This window comes from Paenibacillus sp. FSL H3-0321 (assembly GCF_038002865.1).
Classification (GTDB): domain Bacteria; phylum Bacillota; class Bacilli; order Paenibacillales; family Paenibacillaceae; genus Paenibacillus_AQ.
The window spans coordinates 2,195,953-2,214,193 of the sequence record NZ_JBBODH010000001.1; the positions used below are offsets into that span (position 1 = coordinate 2,195,953).

14 protein-coding genes are annotated in these 18,241 nt (G+C 46.5%); 4 read left to right on the plus strand and 10 right to left on the minus strand.

Annotated features, from left to right (window positions below; genetic code table 11):
• Positions 1 to 20: 20 nt before the first annotated feature.
• Together MHI45_RS09700 and MHI45_RS09705 are read right to left on the minus strand one after the other, a co-directional pair.
• On the minus strand, positions 21 to 1,031 hold the full coding sequence (locus tag MHI45_RS09700) for an ABC transporter permease (protein WP_038587535.1): 1,011 nt from the start codon (positions 1,029 to 1,031) through the stop codon (positions 21 to 23).
• An 18-nt stretch (positions 1,032 to 1,049) separates the two neighbouring features.
• Entirely contained in the window at positions 1,050 to 2,573 is a 1,524-nt protein-coding gene (locus tag MHI45_RS09705) for a sugar ABC transporter ATP-binding protein (protein ID WP_340897035.1), read from the minus strand.
• Between the two features lie 225 nt (positions 2,574 to 2,798).
• Here MHI45_RS09705 and MHI45_RS09710 point away from each other — a divergent pair, with 225 nt between their 5' ends.
• Positions 2,799 to 5,291 carry a GH39 family glycosyl hydrolase gene (locus MHI45_RS09710; RefSeq protein ID WP_076109932.1) on the plus strand — a complete coding sequence of 831 codons (2,493 nt, stop codon included), beginning with the start codon at positions 2,799 to 2,801 and terminating at the stop codon, positions 5,289 to 5,291.
• Between the two features lie 381 nt (positions 5,292 to 5,672).
• Here MHI45_RS09710 and MHI45_RS09715 read toward each other — a convergent pair whose 3' ends face one another.
• Entirely contained in the window at positions 5,673 to 6,335 is a 663-nt protein-coding gene (locus tag MHI45_RS09715) for a nitroreductase family protein (protein ID WP_340897033.1), read from the minus strand.
• A gap of 189 nt (positions 6,336 to 6,524) precedes the next feature.
• Between MHI45_RS09715 and MHI45_RS09720 the strand changes: the two genes are divergently transcribed.
• On the plus strand, positions 6,525 to 7,115 hold the full coding sequence (locus MHI45_RS09720) for a TetR/AcrR family transcriptional regulator (protein ID WP_340897032.1): 591 nt from the start codon (positions 6,525 to 6,527) through the stop codon (positions 7,113 to 7,115).
• 285 nt (positions 7,116 to 7,400) lie between these two features.
• On the opposite strand, the gene MHI45_RS09725 is transcribed toward MHI45_RS09720, so the two are convergent.
• From MHI45_RS09725 to MHI45_RS09755, 7 genes are all read right to left on the minus strand, one after another.
• Positions 7,401 to 8,828 (minus strand): 6-phospho-beta-glucosidase, encoded by a 1,428-nt coding sequence (locus tag MHI45_RS09725; protein WP_076109934.1) that lies wholly within the window; start codon positions 8,826 to 8,828, stop codon positions 7,401 to 7,403.
• 1 nt (position 8,829) lies between these two features.
• On the minus strand, positions 8,830 to 10,125 hold the full coding sequence (locus MHI45_RS09730; protein ID WP_340897030.1) for an apiosidase-like domain-containing protein: 1,296 nt from the start codon (positions 10,123 to 10,125) through the stop codon (positions 8,830 to 8,832).
• A 72-nt stretch (positions 10,126 to 10,197) separates the two neighbouring features.
• Positions 10,198 to 11,502 (minus strand): PTS sugar transporter subunit IIC, encoded by a 1,305-nt coding sequence (locus MHI45_RS09735; protein WP_076109936.1) that lies wholly within the window; start codon positions 11,500 to 11,502, stop codon positions 10,198 to 10,200.
• Between the two features lie 137 nt (positions 11,503 to 11,639).
• The gene (locus MHI45_RS09740; RefSeq protein WP_076109937.1) at positions 11,640 to 11,939 is read right to left on the minus strand and encodes a PTS sugar transporter subunit IIB; all 300 of its coding nucleotides are present in this window, start codon (positions 11,937 to 11,939) and stop codon (positions 11,640 to 11,642) included.
• A 2-nt stretch (positions 11,940 to 11,941) separates the two neighbouring features.
• Positions 11,942 to 12,295: a PTS lactose/cellobiose transporter subunit IIA gene (locus MHI45_RS09745; protein WP_076109938.1), complete on the minus strand. Its 354-nt coding sequence runs from the start codon at positions 12,293 to 12,295 to the stop codon at positions 11,942 to 11,944.
• 223 nt (positions 12,296 to 12,518) lie between these two features.
• A complete protein-coding gene (locus MHI45_RS09750) occupies positions 12,519 to 14,468 on the minus strand; it encodes a BglG family transcription antiterminator (RefSeq protein WP_076109939.1) in 1,950 nt (649 codons plus the stop codon).
• 36 nt (positions 14,469 to 14,504) lie between these two features.
• Complete coding sequence (locus MHI45_RS09755) at positions 14,505 to 15,584, minus strand: LacI family DNA-binding transcriptional regulator (RefSeq protein WP_340897029.1); 1,080 nt, start codon at positions 15,582 to 15,584, stop codon at positions 14,505 to 14,507.
• Positions 15,585 to 15,888: 304 nt separating this feature from the next.
• Between MHI45_RS09755 and MHI45_RS09760 the strand changes: the two genes are divergently transcribed.
• Together MHI45_RS09760 and MHI45_RS09765 are read left to right on the plus strand one after the other, a co-directional pair.
• Positions 15,889 to 17,352: an L-fucose/L-arabinose isomerase family protein gene (locus MHI45_RS09760; protein WP_038595274.1), complete on the plus strand. Its 1,464-nt coding sequence runs from the start codon at positions 15,889 to 15,891 to the stop codon at positions 17,350 to 17,352.
• A 42-nt stretch (positions 17,353 to 17,394) separates the two neighbouring features.
• Positions 17,395 to 18,237: a transketolase gene (locus tag MHI45_RS09765; RefSeq protein ID WP_340897027.1), complete on the plus strand. Its 843-nt coding sequence runs from the start codon at positions 17,395 to 17,397 to the stop codon at positions 18,235 to 18,237.
• Positions 18,238 to 18,241: the final 4 nt, after the last annotated feature.

Here is an 18,241-nt window from a genome sequence, read left to right on the forward strand (position 1 = left end):
TTTACATGAATTTTTTAGAATTACCGGGGCATAACCTCAGAAGAAGGACGCTTGAGCAGCAGGAACACCACGAGTAAAAATACAACACCTTTCACCAAGGAGACCATTTCAGGAGCTACTCCCACCATGACCAACCCGTTATTGAGTAAAATGTAAGTAATGCTGCCTACAATCGCCGAGCTCATTTTCGCTTTGCTGCCTCCGTTCAGGGATAAGCCACCCAGAATGAGGGCCACAATGACATCCATCTCCATTCCGGCTCCCGTGTTCTCGCTGATGACCGTTGAACGAGCTAAAGATAAGATGGAAGCAAAGCCTACCAGCACACCTGCCAGAGCATAGCCGGTGATTTTAGCCTTTTTCACCTGTACCCCGCTTTGCATAGCTGCCAGGGAATTGTCGCCAATGGCCCGGTTATATTTACCAATCTTTGTGTAATGAAACAGTACGATTCCTATCAGACCTATTAGAATAAGAAAAATCAGAATAAACGGAATGTTTCTGCCGAGCAGCTTGAGCTGTTCTGTATCCACAACGCTAAGTTTTTCGGTCGCCGTCGATACCTTATAGGTCACCAGCCCTCTAGCAATAAACATCACCGAGAGGGAGGAAATTACCGACATCAGCCCAAACTGTATAGCGATAAACACATTAAGCAGATAACAAATGACGGACACGACAATGGCAGCTAGGATGCCAACTGCAAGCGGTGCTCCAGCATTCAGCGTATAAACCGCAGTTAAGGAGCTCAGCGCCATAACCGCCCCTACTGATATATCCATGCCGCCATGGGAGAAGATAAAGACCATTCCTACTGAAATCGTGAATAGTACAGCAAGCTGCTTGATAATCGTCCGCAGGTTAAAGCTTGACAGCAAGTCCCCACCGGTCAATAGGGCAAAGACTACGATGACAAGCGCCAAACCTGCATATTGAATTAATGTATTTTTATTTTTTTTTAGAAAGCCGAGAGTGCCCGGGAATCTTCCCCTGCCGAGTCTTCCTTGTGTAGCTGTATTGCCGTGTTCCATTAAGCTCCCGCCTTTACTCTAAATCATGTGTTCAATTAGCATAGCCTCACTGAGATTCTCCGCCCTGGAGAACTCTTTGCAGATTCTCCCGTCCTTCATCATCAGAATCCGGTCGCTCATACCAATCAGTTCCGGTAATTCCTCTGAAATCATCAGTATGGAATACCCTTCTTTCTTCAAAGTATAGAGCAACTGGTACATAGTGGTTTTAACACCTACATCCACACCTCGGGTAGGACTGTCTAAAATCAGAATTTTCGAGTGGTTCCCGATCCATTTGCCGAAGGACACTTTCTGTTTATTGCCTCCCGACAATTCCCCTACGTTCTGATTCATACTGCTGGCTTTAATCTTCAACCCCTCAATCTGTCTCAAGGCAAACCGTTTCTCTTCGCCGGGCAGAATCAAACCAAAGTGTGAAAGCTGGTCCAGCGCGGACAAAACCAGATTATCCTTGATCGACGCTTCCATAATTAGAGTTTCTTTATCTCTGTCCTTGGATACATAACCGATCCCGCTGGCCATTGCCGCCTTAATACTCTTCAGTTTGCGGGGAATAGCAGGAGTGCCGTCCTCCTTATTCTCATAGACAAGGACCTCTCCCTTCACTGGCTTTAGACCCCCATACAATAACTTGCCCAACTCATGCATTCCGCTGCCTGACAGCCCGCCTATCCCCAGAATCTCACCTTTGTGCAGATCCAACTGGATGTCCTTCAAAACGGAGCTGCTGACATTCCTGACCTGGATCATAACCTGATCGTCATAGGAACCATCGTAATCAACCCGGTAATAATTTCCTTCAATGACCCTGCCTACCATGGATTGCTTAATGTGATTCTCATCAAAATCCTGCTTCTCAATGCTTGTAATCAGTTCGCCGTCCCGCATAACCGTCAGCACATCGCAAACATCCATCAACTCACTAAGATCGTGGGAAATAAACAATACGGCCTTATTCTGGTCTCTAAGCCTGCGCATAATCTGGTGGATCAGAACTCTGCCTTCATGCGACAAAGCGGTAGTTGTCTCATCGACAATGAACAATGTAGGATCATAGTACAGGGCTCTGGCGATTTCGATCAGCTTTCTCTGCTCAAAACCTAGCGTATACATGGGTCTGGTTACATCGAGCTCACGCAGCTCAATCAGTTCCAGCGCTCGCTCCGCTTCCTGATTCATTCGTTTATAATCGACGAATCCCCGCTTAACAAACCGCTGCTCCTCGCCAAGAAACATATTCTCTGCAATTGACAATTCGGGAATGGTGCCCGTCTCCTGCACAATCATTGAAATCTTATGCTCCCTCGCATCGAGTGTGTCCTTGGGACGGTAGGTTGCGCCATCAATACGCATTTCACCGCTCGTGACGGACAACAGGCCGCTCATCATGGCCGAAATGGTTGATTTACCGGAACCGTTCTCTCCGATAAGACCTCGAATTTCTCCAAGCTTTACATTCATGCTGACCTGATTAACAGCGGTTACATCATTAAATTTTTTACTTATCTGCTTGGTCTCCAGAAAAACTTGCTTATCCATATCCAACATCCCTTTTGCCATATGATATCGCTTACCCCACGAATATATCCTAACATGTACTACAGCTAATCTTAACTGTCCATGTTAACTAGATTAGAGCATAAATTTAATCTATAATAAGAATCCAAGTACTTCCTATTGCAAATTTCGAGCTTTTAGATTAAATAAGTGCCTAATATATTGCCATTGAAGATTAAATAACCACCTATAGAAAGAGGCGATGATATGGAATTCCGACACGAAGTTATTAGTTTCCCCAAACAACTGCCTATTAAATTCTTCCTTCACCGCATCGGGTATGTTAACCGCCACTGGCATCAATCGTTGGAGCTTATTATCAATATCAAAGGAAATGTGCATATAACTGTCAGCAACTTGTCCTATGAGCTTGGACCCGGAGATATTATTCTGATTAATTCTAACGAAGTTCATGAGCTGCATGCGGACAATGCGACAATGATAGCATTACAAATCAAACTTGAATTGCTTAAAGAATCAACTATGGATATTCAGAGAATGTATTATGACTGCAACTCAGCCCGTTCCGGCGACTCAGAACGATTCAAAAATATTAAGCGGATCGTTGCCCAAATTCTGAAATATAATATAAACTCCAACGAGTATATCGATCTCAAAAATATTTCACTGGTGTATGAGCTGATCTATGAACTATGCTCCAATTTCAGCAGTGACAAGGAGGAAGGTCTCAGCTACTCCCAAGATAATCTGGATAGGCTGAGCCGAATACTGGATTATGTCAACAGCAAATACAATGATCGAATCTCTTTGCAAAATGTGGCCAAAGCAGAATATTTATCCGTCCCCTATTTATCTAAATACTTCAAAACGAGCATGGGTATATCCTTCAGTGACTACCTGAAGGATATCCGCCTGCATCATGCAGTAAATGATCTTACGAATGAGTCGCTGACTATTGACAAGGTGGCGGTACAGAACGGCTTTCCCAATGTCCGATCATTCGTCGTGGCTTTCACTGATAAATACGGGGAAGTTCCGAGTGTATGGAGGAAAAAGCATGCAGGCGAAATTTTGGGAAGCATAGAAGCTACCAAAGAAAAATCCGTGAATTACTATCAGGATGAGCCGCTTTCTTATTATGAGGATATTTCAGCCTTCATAGAGAGCAATCTGGAATCCGCCCCCGTCAATTTGCCTCAGCGGGTGGGCAGCAGTAGAACTTCTTTGATTGAAGTTCCAGTTTCCAACTGCCTGATGGCACTTCACCATCATTTCAAGAACTTTATTGGAGTAAGCCGGGCCAAGGAGGTTCTGCTCGCCGATGTGCAGCAGGCACTGCGCATCGCACAGGAGGAAATTGGTTTCAAATATATAAAAATGCACAGCCTGCTGGATGATGACATGATGGTTTATAGTGAGGACGCAGAGGGAAAAGCAATCTATAATTTTCATTTTATTGATATGGTATTTGATTTTCTGCTCTCCATCCGCCTGAAGCCGCTGGTGCAGTTCTCCTTCATGCCAAAGCTGCTCGCCAGCAATCTGGAGAAAACCGTCTTTTACAATCAAATAAACACCAGTCCTCCAAAGAGCATAGATAAATGGAATCAACTCATCCGGGCGCTGACACTGCATCTGATTCAGCGGTACGGCTTGGGAGAAGTCAAGACATGGCTGTTTTGCGTATGGAATGAACCCAGTTCCTCCAATTTACTGTTTGGCTTCAGCAATGACGACATCTTCAATAAGCTGTACCTTAATACTTATGAAACCGTGAAGAATATTGATCCTTCCATTCCCTTCGGGGGGCCAGCTGCCTTCTCCACCTATAACAAGAACGAAGACTGGCTGTTTCGGTTTCTGGCTTTCTCCAGAGCTGCGGGCTGCACGCCGGACTTCATTACGATCCATTATTACGATATCGATTTATGGGATTATAATGGTCAAGATAACCAGTTGAATCTAAGTCCAGTGAGCCATTCCTTCACTGAATTTATTGACCGGCTGAAGCAGCGACTTGAGGAATCCAAGTTCGACTCGCTGCCGGTATATCTCACGGAGTGGAATTCGACAGTCTCCCATAAAGACCTGATGAGTGATACCTGCTTCAAATCGGCTTATATCATTAAGAATCTCACCGAGAACTATGACCGTCTGGATGCTTTTGGGTATTGGCTGTTAACCGATCTGCATGAGGAAAATCTCCTTCCGCAGCAGTTGTTCCACGGAGGGCTTGGCCTCTTCACCTATAACAATATTAAAAAACCGTCTTATCATGCTTTCTTCCTCCTTAACAAACTGGGGGATGAGTTGATTGCGCGCGGCGATGGATATTTCATTACCAAATCACGAACCGGCTTTCAGATTTTGCTGCATAATTATCATCATTATGATGAGGTCTACGCTCAAGGAGTTTCTATAAGTATCTCCTATCACGAACGGTACTCTCATTTCCCGATAAAATCACGAAAGGAGTTTAATTTTGAATTATCGCCGGTTAATGGCAACTATGACTTTGTGCAGCATATCGTGAATCAGCAGTTCGGAAGCGCATTTGACAATGAGAACAGTTTTGGAACAGCCGCGGGGCATTCTGTTGAAGAAATTAATTATCTGCGCAGCATATCCGTACCTAAACTCAGCAAAAAGTGTGTTACCGCATCGGGTTCTCTCCCGATACAAGTCATCCTGGAGCCATTCGAAATTTGCCTCATAGAACTGATAGAACGATCTGAGTAGATAGTAACCAAGGAATTCGCTTGGTCTTTAACTAGAGACAGCAAAGGGAACACAACTCGATAATTATGATATTCACATATTGAATCCCAAGGATTTATCTGAAATCAAAGTACAAGCCTTTAAGGAACTCAAGGGAAAGAAAAGAAATTTAAACATAACTTCGATCCCGCTCCGGATTATGCTCAACCGGAATTAGGTTTCGGAGCTATCATTATTTATATACTTTAAGAGCAAGCTTCCTTTTTTGTAAAAGTCTTAAGAAATAAAGATAAGTGTAGTCCGCGGCAGCGTAATCAATGATGTTGCTTCCCATCCCATGTGACCTGTAAAAGACCTTAGCTCCCCGCTATTTATGCGGGTGCCAAGGTCTTTTACATTTTGTTATTCCATAGGTATTTCGTTAAAGAAAGCTACATCATCGACAGCCAGTCTCACCGTCGGATGACCGGGCTTCGCCGCCTTGCCGATGGCGATGAGCATAACAGGAGCGTATCTCTCCGGAATATTGAACGCTTCTACAAATTTAGCCTGATCATATCCGCCCATCGGGACCGTATCATAGCCTTTAGCGCGGGCGACAAGCATGAGTTGCATCGATACTAGCCCGCCGTCGGTATAAACTTTTTGGCCGATAGCCTCAGGCGGCATGCTCGAATACATGCTGGTATAGCGTTCCACGAACGATTTAGCCGTCTCTGCAGGCATGTAACACTCATCGACCGCCATTCCGTAAATTTTCTCGGCCAATTTATAACACTCCAAATCTCCGAGTACCGCAATGACAGCTGAAGCCTCGACCACTTGCTGTTGATTGAATGCGATCGGAAGCAGCTTCTGCTTCAGTTCCGGCGAGTCGATAACAAGAAACCGCCACGGCTGCAGGTTAGCCGCTGAAGGAGCCAGCGTGGCTTGCCGCAATATTCCGGTCAATTCCTCCCGCGAAATCTTGATCTCGGGATCATAGCTACGAACAGACCGGCGTTCTCGAACAACATCAAAAAAAAGTTGGTGCTCCATCGTTTGTGACGGTTGTGAAATCGACATGGTTCTCTCCTCCTTTTGGAAAAGCAGCATTCAGAATTTTAATTCAATACAACATTAGTCGCTTGAACAACACTTGTTGTATTTATATGTTATAATAACAACCGAATGGTACGCAATCATCAATAACTATAAACCGTTGTATAGACAACATCATTTCTATAATGTCGTTTTATTGGGGAGATCTTAACCATGACAATTAAAAAGAATGAAGCTGATCCTCGTGTGATACGTACACGGCGACTCCTTCAAGACGCTTTTGCTTCATTAATTCAAGAAAAAGACTTTGAAGCGATAACCGTTAGGGATATTACAGATCGGGCTACTGTTAACAGAGCGACTTTTTATGCGCACTTTGTAGATAAATTCGAAATTCTTGAAACCAAACTAATGGAATCATTTATGACAATCATAAATCGTAGAATAAGCGGTCACCAAGTATTAAATGAAGAAACAATTCAGAGTATTTTTCTGGGTGTATGCGATTTTCACAAGGATCTAAGCACTATGTGCAAAAGAAGGTATAAATCGCTTGGACCTGCATTCGAAATTCAAATAAAGGATAAAATTCAAACAATACTTCTTTCCTTTATAGACAAAGACAAGATGCTATCGAGTCCAAACGCGCAGTTCTTAATAAATACAGCTTCTATCATGTTAAGTTGGGGGATATATGGTGCGGCTTACGTTTGGAACAATGAGGGGCGTCTAATAAGTGCGGAATCATTCGTTAGACAGACTATGCCCTTAGTGATGAACGGAGCTAAAGAACTGCTGGGATAAGGTCCTGTCGGTATTGCTCTACCCTGCCGTTCAAATGAAACCATTATCTTGAATCACCGGTTGTTGTATAACACTATGAATCATCCCGCTATCCTTGTATGCAATACGAAGGGCTGACCCTAATCTCATAAATCTCTTCTTTTCTTTCTGTAATAGCGTACTAGGAGTAATGCCTGAGTTTCAATCTGGATATTTCCCTTATAGAAAAGAAAGACCACCCCCGTAAAGGAGATGGTCAATATTTGTTTTCACTAAATACAGTTACTTTAGTGTTTGAAATCCGCTTTATTCTAAATCTTCACCGTTGCTTTGGATAACCTTTTGATACCAATAAAATGATTTTTTCTTACTACGTTTCAGTGTCCCATTACCTTCATCATCACGATCAACGTAAATAAATCCATAACGCTTGCTCATTTCGCCCTTGGTTGCACTAACCAGATCAATACATCCCCAAGTCGTATACCCCATCAGCTCAACACCGTCTTCTTCGACTGCCGCTTTAAACGCCTTAATATGCTCACGCAGATATTCGATTCGATAATCATCTTCTACATAGCCGTTTTCATCTGGTGTATCCACCGCACCAAGCCCGTTTTCCACAATAAATAATGGCTTCTGATAACGGTCATATAGAATATTCAACGCTGACCTCAACCCTAAGGGGTCGATCTGCCAGCCCCATTCGGAAGATTTCAAATAAGGATTTTTAATGGATTTAAATATATTTCCAGCCGTTTCATGAGCAACAGATGGATCGGTGGCAACAACCCGGGATGAGTAATAGGAGAACGAAATAAAATCAACTGTATGATGTTTTAATAATTCTTGGTCTCCTTCTTGCATCACAATATGAATATTTTCCCGTTCGAATTTTTTTAGTGCATAATTCGGATAGGCGCCCCGGGCTTGAATGTCAATGAACAGATAATTTTCCCGATCCTTTTCGACTGCTCTAGCATAATCCTCTGGACGGCAAGAATAAGGATAATTATTTCCTCCTGCCAGCATACAGCCAATCCTATTCTCGGGATCAACTTCATGCGCTATTTTAGTTGCAACAGCACTGGCCATTAATTGATGATGCATGGCTTGATATTTTACCTGTTCTTCATTCTCATCTGGTTCAAAGCATAAGCCCGCGCCCAAAAACGGTGCATGCAGTATCATATTCACCTCATTAAAGGTCAACCAATATTTTACCAGCCCTCTGAAATGATTGAATACGGTACGACAATAGTTCTCAAAAAAACCAACCATTTTACGATTACGCCATGAACCGTATTTTTTGATAAGAGTAACTGGAACATCAAAATGGGCTAAAGTTACCAATGGCTCGATATTGTGCTTTCGTAATTCCCGAAATATATTCTCATAAAAGGTTAAACCTTCCTCGTTCGGTTTCTCTTCATCCCCATTGGGGAAAATTCTGGTCCATGATATCGACATGCGATAAGTTTTAAAGCCCATTTCAGCGAATAACTTGATGTCATCAATATACTGGTGATACATATCAATTGCTACTTGAGCCGGATAAAAGTGCTGATCATCAAATTCAAGCATTTTAATTTTCCCGGCCATTACTCCTGCCCGATCATTGCCCATAGGCAATAAATCAACAGTTGCTAAACCTCGGTTTCCTAAATTATATCCGCCTTCACTTTGATTTGCCGCGGTTGCGCCGCCCCACAGAAAGTTAGGACCTAACCCCATTCTAGATCACCTCATATGATTTTTTTACACCAATCACAAGAACATCGCTTTCGAATTCATGCATATCTATAACTGTCGTTCTCTCTTTAACAGTTATTACAGCTGCCGCAAATCTGCGGTGTTCAAGATCGATGATGGTAAACTCGTATTCACCAAGGTCCGCATTTAACCTCAGAACTGTATTTACAGGGACATAAATGGCGACCTTGGACAAGCTGGCGGTTGCCGCTGCCCGGATCTCTTCCGTGTTCTTAAGCACAATGTCCCACGGCTGCAAGTCGGTCAGCCCGTACATCTGAAACAGCCATTTGGCAAATCCGTAATCCCAAGCCCCCTCGAATTTGAGGGCGGTCTGCCAATCATAGGGGCTGTCAAACCCTTCTCCGGTAACTCCGAACCGCCTGCCTTTTTTGTGCCAGCTCCAGATTCCGTGCGCACCGTAGGTTACCCCGGCGGCCGCTCCGGATAAAAGACTTTGCCAGGCAGCCTTGCGCACATCGGCACGGCTGAACCGGCCGTACACCTGGCGGCTGTACCCCATCATTTCGTAGCAAGGCTCCGAGTTCAACACCGGCCGTGTTACCGGCTTGCTGCTGAAATCCATAGCTAAGGTGTAGGCCATAGGCTGAAACTGCGAATTGTGGCCGGACTGGTACATGTAGAAATCCAAGTCGGGATCGTTTATGAACTCGTCCGGCACCGCCGCTGTTCTTCCTTGAATATGCAGAGTGGTCAAGCACTCCGGGCTATGCCTTTTCACAACATGAAGTGCCGTCCGGTAATATTCGTTCGCCCGATCGGACGGAAAATCGGTGTCCCCGCTCACGACATAGATCGGGTAGTATTTGGAGAAGCGTTCCGCTGCATAACGCACGTATGGTTCCACTGCATCAAGCGGCATCTTTCTATCTTCCCGGATTCTGGACGCCCAGGTGTCCGGAATATAATTGCACCAGAGCAGGACCAGCGCCGGCACAAACCCTTTGCCCACCGCTATTTCCACCATTTGCTCGGCTCTTGCGAAATACTCTTCATTTAGCGAATAAAAATCATAAGTACCGTCTTCACACAGGGCAAACGGCTCCTGAATTAAATCACTGCCGCTGGCATCCCACTGCCGCAGCAGGTTGATCTGCAGAACATTAAAGCCCTGGCTCTTCCTGTAGTCCAGGTAATAGCTCCATTCCTCCAGCGAGATATTGGTAAATGCGCTCCAGACCGTATCCGCCAGGTAGAAAAACGGAGCCCCCTCGCTGACGAAATAACGTTTGTTCTCCGCTATGCCAAGCTTGATCATACAATATTCCCCCCTTCTGGAGTAATGACAGAAAACGGCGATGAATCGCCGTTTTCCGGGTTTATTGTCCGGTTATGAGGTGATTGCTCCGGCATTGACTCCGGTCGTTTCTTCCTTCTCCGAGGTTTCCTGTGCATCTTGTTCTCTCTTCAGCGCCTGTCTGTCGAGCGTTCTAAAGAACGGATAGTAAATCAGCATACAGATTGGAATAAGCACAAGCTGTGCGACTGCAAGTCTCCAACTGCCTTCGATGATCCCCAGCGCAAAGATCGGAGTGCCGAATGCGGGATATATTCCGATGGGTGCCGGCAGCAAGCCGATGGTGGTCGCAAAATAGCCAAGCACCACGCAAACGATAGGGGAAGCGATAAACGGAACCGCCAGAAGCGGATTCAGAACGACCGGTATGCCGAAGTTCAGGGGCTCGTGTATCGAGAAAAACGTCCCCGGGAGGCCCAGTTTCCCAATCGTACGAAGTTGCTTGCTCTTGGCGAGGAAGACCAGCAACAGTGCGAATCCGAGCATTGGTGCATAATTTGCAAAAATGTACCAGAACGCCAATCCGATAATGTTCGGCAGCGGTGCACCGGCCTGAAAGGCTTCGAGGTTCGCAAGATCCAGACTCATCCAGATAGGCTTCACGATGGCCAAAGTCACGATTGCTCCGTGAATCCCGAACATCCAGAGCGCCTGCATAATGATCAGCGCGATAATCATGGCCCCCAGTGATCCGCCCAGCCCTTCCAGCGGCACTTGCAGATAGGTATAAATAAACTCATGAACCGTAACGAAGGAGGTCTGCATGAACAGGCCCGAAATCACTACGAATACAACAGCTACGAGTATCGCCGGAATTAATCCCGAAAAGGTTTTGACGACCGTAGGCGGAACTCCCTCCGGCATTTTAATGGTCCAGTTGCGGTCAACAATCCATATATACAATCTCGAGGCGATCAAGCCGACAAACATGGCTACAAACAACCCCTGTGCGCCAAGCCATTGCAGTGGCAGCGCCCGAACCTTGTCGAAGGTCTCTACCGGCGTGAGGATAAGGAACGAGAGCAGTGCAGTCGCAGCGGGAACCAACGGGTCCTTGTCGAAAGCCTGCGCCAGTCTGTAAGCAATGAAGAATACGGCATACAGGGCGATAACCCCCGTAGTCATGGTTGATGCCAACCCGATAATTCCCTTTACCGGTGCAATAAAGTTCTGATAAGGCTCCCAGGCAAGCGCAGAGAACAGCGTCGAGAACGCCCCGACAATCAGAAAAGGGAGTGTTGACATCAGACCATTAGAAATAGCGCTCATATAGCGGTTTTGCTGAATTTTACCTGCATATCTTTGCAGCTTGTGGGATAGCTTTTTTTCATTTGCCATATCCGTTCAACTCCTGCTTTAGAATTTCATCTGATAACCATCATCTAGATAACGCTTCCATTTGATGAAATTACATTCTTGCCAATAAAAGCTGTTCTTGCGAATCCGCGCAGCTGCTTCAGACCGTACTCATAAGATCACAGGCTTAAAGCATCGGCAAGCACTTTCTCACCGTTCATCATGCCATAGTCCATTCGGTCGATTACGCTCACTTTAATGCCTTTAGGTTCATATTTACTTTTAAAATCACCTTCCAGATAGCCAACCTGCGGCCCAATCAGCAGCACATCCGTCTTGTCCGCATACTCCTTGAAGGAGCTTTCGGAAGTGGCTCTGATCTCTACCTCAACATTTTGGGCCTGGGCCGCCTTCTGCATTTTCTGTACCAGCATACTTGTAGACATTCCCGCTGCGCATACCAGAGTAATCTGTTTCATTCTTAGTCCTCCCTGATTGTAGTGTTATGGACAACCGCCGCTTCATAGCGGTTCAATCTGCTATATAGCTCCACAATATGTCCAGCCAAATCCTTTGTCGTAATGGCTGACATCAGATGATCCTGTGCATGTACCATCAACAGTGTCACTTCATGTGCAACTCCTCCCGCTTCCTGCTGGATCAGCCTTGTTTGCGATTTATGCGCACTCACCAGCTCCTTCTTACATTCCACCAGACATTCTTCTGCCTGCTCTGAATCGCCTTTCTGGGCAAGGGTAATAGCTTCCATAGCCTTGCTCTTCGCGAACCCTGAATTGGCTATAATCCCCATAATAATTTCCTGATACTCATCCATTGCGTTCACCTCTTACATTTCATTTCTTGTCTTACAAGATCAGTGTATACGATTACAACTCACTTCTAAACGTAATCCTTTTCCGCTACAAGCGGAAATACTTACATCCGTACGTATTCAACACCAAAAGAAGCTGAATACAATATTCCCTGAAAAAAATAAAAAGGTCTGCACCGCTGCCTGACCGAAAATCCGGTCAAACACCATACAGATCCTTGGTCCATCAATACAGTTTATGTTTGACAATAATTCTGGCAAACTCCGCATACGTTTTGCATTTCAGCATTTGCTGGATAATCTCGGAATCGTCGACCAGCCCCATCAGATGTTGATACATTTTCGCCTGGGGTTCTTCGCCGCTCTTGTCAATACTGAGCAGGCAGATAAATTGTACTGGCCGGCCGGACCAGTCAATCGGAGACTTAAGTGTACAGATGGCCCATACCGTGCGGTTGCTTTGCGGAATGATGGGATGGGGAATGGCCACCAAATTCCCATAGGCTGTCGGTGCGGCATTTTCCCGTTCCAGAACCAGGCCGATGAAACCTTCGGAAGAGCGGATCAACCCGAATTCAGACATTTTGTCCCCGAGGAAAGTAATGATCTCTTCCTTCGTGGTAAAGCTCTGTCTCAGAAACACGAGCTCCTCCATAATGTAGCGGAAGGAATACGGCTTCTCACCATTCAGCAAAGCATTAATGTTATCCATATCCCCACCCCCCAGGAGTGTCTGCACGACAACCACCGGAACAGAAAACGGCTGTGGGATGGGGACTGTGCTTACTACAAAATCAATGTTGTGCAAAGGGACCTGCTGCAGCTTGTAAAACTCGGTCGTCCCCACAACCTCCAGTCTCTCGCCGAATTTGCTCCTTAGCTTGTAATAAAGCAGACGCGCGCTGCCTAAACCCGAAGTGCATACGACCAGGCAACGTTTGGGCCTGATATCCATCTGCTGTCTTTCCATGGCTGCACCGATATGAATAGCCAGGTACCCCATTTCCGTCTCGGGAATCAACATATTGAGCTTACTTTCAATTAGCTTGGCTCCGATGACACCTGCCTGAAAAGCCAGGGGATAGTTGCTCTTCACATGCTCAAGCATCGGATTGCGGATGCTCATCCCGTATCTGACACGGTTCAGTGCCGGCTTCAAATGAAGGCAAATGCCCATCAACAGCTCTTGATCCCTGCTGATTCTCAAGTTAAGGTCCCTGTCAATTTCAGCAAGGATTTCCTTCCCCAGCTCATAAATCCTGCGATCCAACAGCTTCTCGGGACCGGCATCTTCCTTCTCTTCCCCGGTGACCCCCGCAAACCACTTATTGCCGGCCAGATGCATGGCTATATAGGCAACCTCATCTTCGGGAAAAGATAAGTCCAGCTCTCGTTCAATCAGCGCAACAATCTGCTCAGCGGCCTGGAATTCCTCAGCGGCCCGGAATTCTTCCTTCTCATCCACAAGCATCGCGACCCGGTTCCCGTCACGAATCCGCTTACAGGCGATCGCAATATGAATAGACAGATTGCTGAATGCAACATCCGACAGGCTCACGCCAAGCTTCTGAATCTGTTCCAGAATAATGCTGCGTATCAGCGTCATCTCGCGGGGAGAGACAATGCGAGCCGCATCCTGTATTCCTCCGGCGCGCTCTTCATCCGAGCGGTTCACCACAAATTCAGATATGCACAAACGCAACCGTACTTCATCGCCTCTCAGCTTTATGCCATAGTTCGGGCGCTTGTCGATACCAATCCCATAAGCAAGCAACGTCTGCTTGACCTCTTTGAAATCGTTCTGAACAGTGGACTTGCTGACATAGAGCTCATCTGCCAGCTCTTCAAGCTTCAAATACGCTCCGGCAAGCAGGAGACGCCTGATTAAATAAAGCTGCCGGTATTCAGGTGATCCCGAATCTTCCGGTTCATTGTTCATAAACAATTGCTGCAGCAGCATACGAAAGCTGCTGTCGTCTGTAATCTTCAGTTCATACCCTCTTGAGCGAACAGGTTGAACCGATGCTCCATGCTTGGCCAGGAACTCATCCAGCTCTCTGATGTCACTGCGTACGGTGCGTGAAGTAACCTGGATCAATTTTGCCAGATGCTCGCTTTTGACAGGAATGTCCGCAGCCAGCAGATGCTGTAAAATCGAAACCATGCGTGAATTCATTCAAGGTCCCCCTGTTCTTATAAATGCAATACGATTTCAGTCCAGCCCGGAGCTGTCCGGCATTTGTCCCGCAAGCCCGGAACCGGCAGGAGCCGCGCAGGAATTCCGTTCCACCAAAATGGTGTCCACTATAATTTTGCTTGTCCCCTGTGAGCCCTGCGAGAGTGTATCAGTCAGCAGATCAACTGCCAGACTGGCCATTCTTTCTTTATCTACGTGAATAGTTGTCAACTCCGGAGTGACAACCAGCGATTCATTAATATTATCAAAGCCAATGACCGAAGTATGCTGCGGTACCCGGATGCCCAACTCGTTCATCGTCTTCATGGCGCTGATAGCTATATAGTCACATTCGCAGAACCAGGCCGTAGGCATACTGTTCCCGTTCTCCAGATAGGTGGTCAACTGCCGTTTCAGCTCATCCTGAGAAGTAAGAATAGTTGGCGCTACGGACAAATATGCTGCCTCAGGTACCCTCAGACCCCGCTCAGAAAGCGCCGCCATAAAGCCGCGTTTACGTTCCTCAAAATTGTGAATTCGCAAATTGGAAGCGATATAGCCAATCGAGGTATGTCCAATGTTGCACAAATAGACCCCGGCCTGATATGCACCCATTACATTATTAATTTGAATGAATTGTACAGGCAACGTCTCAAAGCAGGTATCGAGCACAATCAGATTCGGCAGTTTGGCATGAATATCCCTGATTTGTTCACGGGTCAAATTGGTGCCCAGCACTATGGTTCCGACACTGCGTTTCTCATCGGCTACCACCTGGATATCCCTCTGAAAAAATTCTACATCTAACGTTGAAAAAATCAGGGCATATCCTTTCTGGCGGCAGCGTTCTTCAATAAAATGAATCAATTCTTTAAAAAATGGCTGCTGATAATATTCTTCAAGGATAATCCCTGAATTTGTACATACAAGAAAAAGCAACGATTTATCTGCTTTTGTAACGGCTACTTCCCTGCTCTTGGGGCTGTATCCAGCTTCATAGGCTACTTGGAGAATGCGTTCTCGCGTATCCGGGCCAATTCCCGGCTTGCCACTGAAGGCCAACGAAACGGCTGCTTTGGATACATTGGCCAGTTTAGCGATATCTTCCATCTTCATGCCTTGATTCTCCATTTCCTAATAAGTTAACAAACACAACAATGTGATACGTGAAGTGTACACCGAAACTGAATTTGATGCAATGTTTAGCTGAATTAAGTTCATTAAGTTTAGTTATAAGTTTAGATATCACCACTAAACAAAACTAAATTATTCATTGACACCGCTTAATTCCAATGTTAACATGGCGTCGTAATAAAAAAATATATTAAATTAAGTTAAAATAACTAAACTAAATAATGTTGTTTAGTTGTCGTTTTCATTTCAGCAGGATTGAAATATTCCATACCGAGGAGAAATGATGATGAAGAAGTTAAAGTTGGGTTATGCCCCAACACGACGTTTTACGTTCAGTGCTGAGGATGCATTCAAGTACAAAGTAGAAATCCGCAAGCAAATTGAGAGCTTTGGAATGGATATTGACATTGTGGACCTGGAAGGCCTAAACGAGGAAGGGCTGCTGTACGACGACCATATTAATGCCGATCTGATTGCCAAGCGGTTCAAAGAGGAAGAAGTCGATGCCGTATTTTTTCCGCATTGTAACTTCGGCACCGAAGACACCGTAGCCCGCGTTGGCAAAGCGCTCGGCAAGCCCGTTCTGCTCTGGGGGCCGCGGGATGAAGCGCCGCTTGCAGACGGCATGCGCCTGCGCGATACTCAATGCGGTATTTTCGCCACAGGCAAAGTACTGCGCAGATTCAACGTCCCCTTCACTTATGTAACCAACAGCTGGGTGAATGATCCAGTATTCGAGCGGGGCTTCACCAACTTCGTCGCAGCAGCCAATGTTGTGCGCCAGTTCAAGAGCCTGCGCATTCTCCAGATTGGTCCGCGTCCTGCTTCATTCTGGACCATGATGTGCAATGAGGGCGAGCTGCTTGAACGCTTCGGCATTGAAATTCATCCGATTACCCTTGTTGATATTCAGCTCCGCACCCGAAAAATTGCGGCCGGCAACAGCGCCGAGCTGCTGGATACGATGGATTACATTAAAGAAAAGCTCGATTACAGCGAAGTGACCGAGGATGATGTAAGGCGAATCGCCGCTTTAAAGGTTGCCATGAAGTCCTTTGCCCGCGAGACGGGAAGCAGTGCTATCGCTATCCAGTGCTGGTCTTCGCTGCAGGAGGCCCTGTCGATCATGCCCTGTCTGGCCAATGCAATCCTGACGGATGAACAAATTCCAGTCACCTGTGAAACGGACATCCATGGAGCCATTACTTCCATTATGGTGCAGGCTGCCGCCATGAATGAATTGCCAACCTTTTTTGCGGACATTACCATCCGACACCCCGAAAACGACAACGGGGAGCTGCTTTTCCATTGCGGAAATTTCCCTGTCTCGCTTTCTGTGGAGCAGAAGCCGAAGCTGCGTAAGCATTTCCTCTTTGACGACCATGCTCCAGGAACCCATGAAGGTGAAATTCGCGGCGGCGGCATGACCATTGCCCGGTTCGACGGCGACCAGGGTGAATACTCGATGTTCCTGGGCAAAGCCCGTGGCATCGAAGGCCCTTATACCCGCGGCTCCTATGTATGGGTGGAAGTGAATGACTGGCCACTGTGGGAAGAAAAGCTCGTCAAAGGTCCTTATGTTCATCATTCCGTAGGCATCCATGCCAATGTTATTCCGGCCATATACGAGGCCTGCAACTATATCCCCGGCCTGACGCCGGACCCTGTAGACCCTACAGAACAGGAAATCCAAAGCTGGCTCAGGGGTTCGGATCTTGCCCGCACTAAACAGTCAAATCTCCACGTGTAAAGAAAAGATCTGCTCTATTAACATCTATAAGAGGAGGATATTATGGAAATCCAGGAACTGAAAGTCAAGGCCGCACAAATCAGGATGGATCTGCTGACTATTATTCACCGCGCCAAAACCGGTCATACTGGGGGCTCTTTGAGTAACACGGACATTTTAACGGCTTTATATTATGAAATTATGAATATTGATCCCGCTAATTCGAAATGGGATGACCGTGACCGCTTCATTGCCAGCAAAGGCCATTCTGTAGAATCACTATGGTGTGTTCTGGCTGACCGCGGTTTCTTCCCCAGAGAAGAACTGGAAACCTACAGCCAGTTCGGCACCCGCCTCATCGGCCACCCGAACAACAAGGTTCCCGGCATCGAGATGAATACCGGCGCGCTCGGCCATGGTCTGCCCATCTCCGTCGGCATGGCACTGGCGGCCAAGCGGGACGGGCGGTCTTACCGTGTGTTCTGTCTGATGGGAGACGGCGAGCAGGCCGAAGGCTCCAACTGGGAAGCCGCCATGGCAGGCGCCCATTATAAACTGGATAATCTGGTCGGCATTATCGACCGCAACCGGCTTCAAATCAGCGGAACTACCGAAGAGGTCATGGGCCTCGACCCGCTGGACGAGAAATGGGCTGCCTTCGGCTGGAACGTTGTTTCCATCAACGGCAACGATATGGAAGAACTGCTGCAGGCATTCCGCGCCGTACCGGAAGTACCCGGCAAACCAACGCTGATTATGGCCAATACGACCAAGGGAAAGGGTGTATCTTTCGCCGAAAATGTTCCCGCCTGGCACCACCATGTGCCAAACGATGAGGAACTGGCGCTGGCCCTGACTGAGCTGAGCGCGTCCATTGAGGAATTGACACAGAAAGGGCAGGTGTAATAAC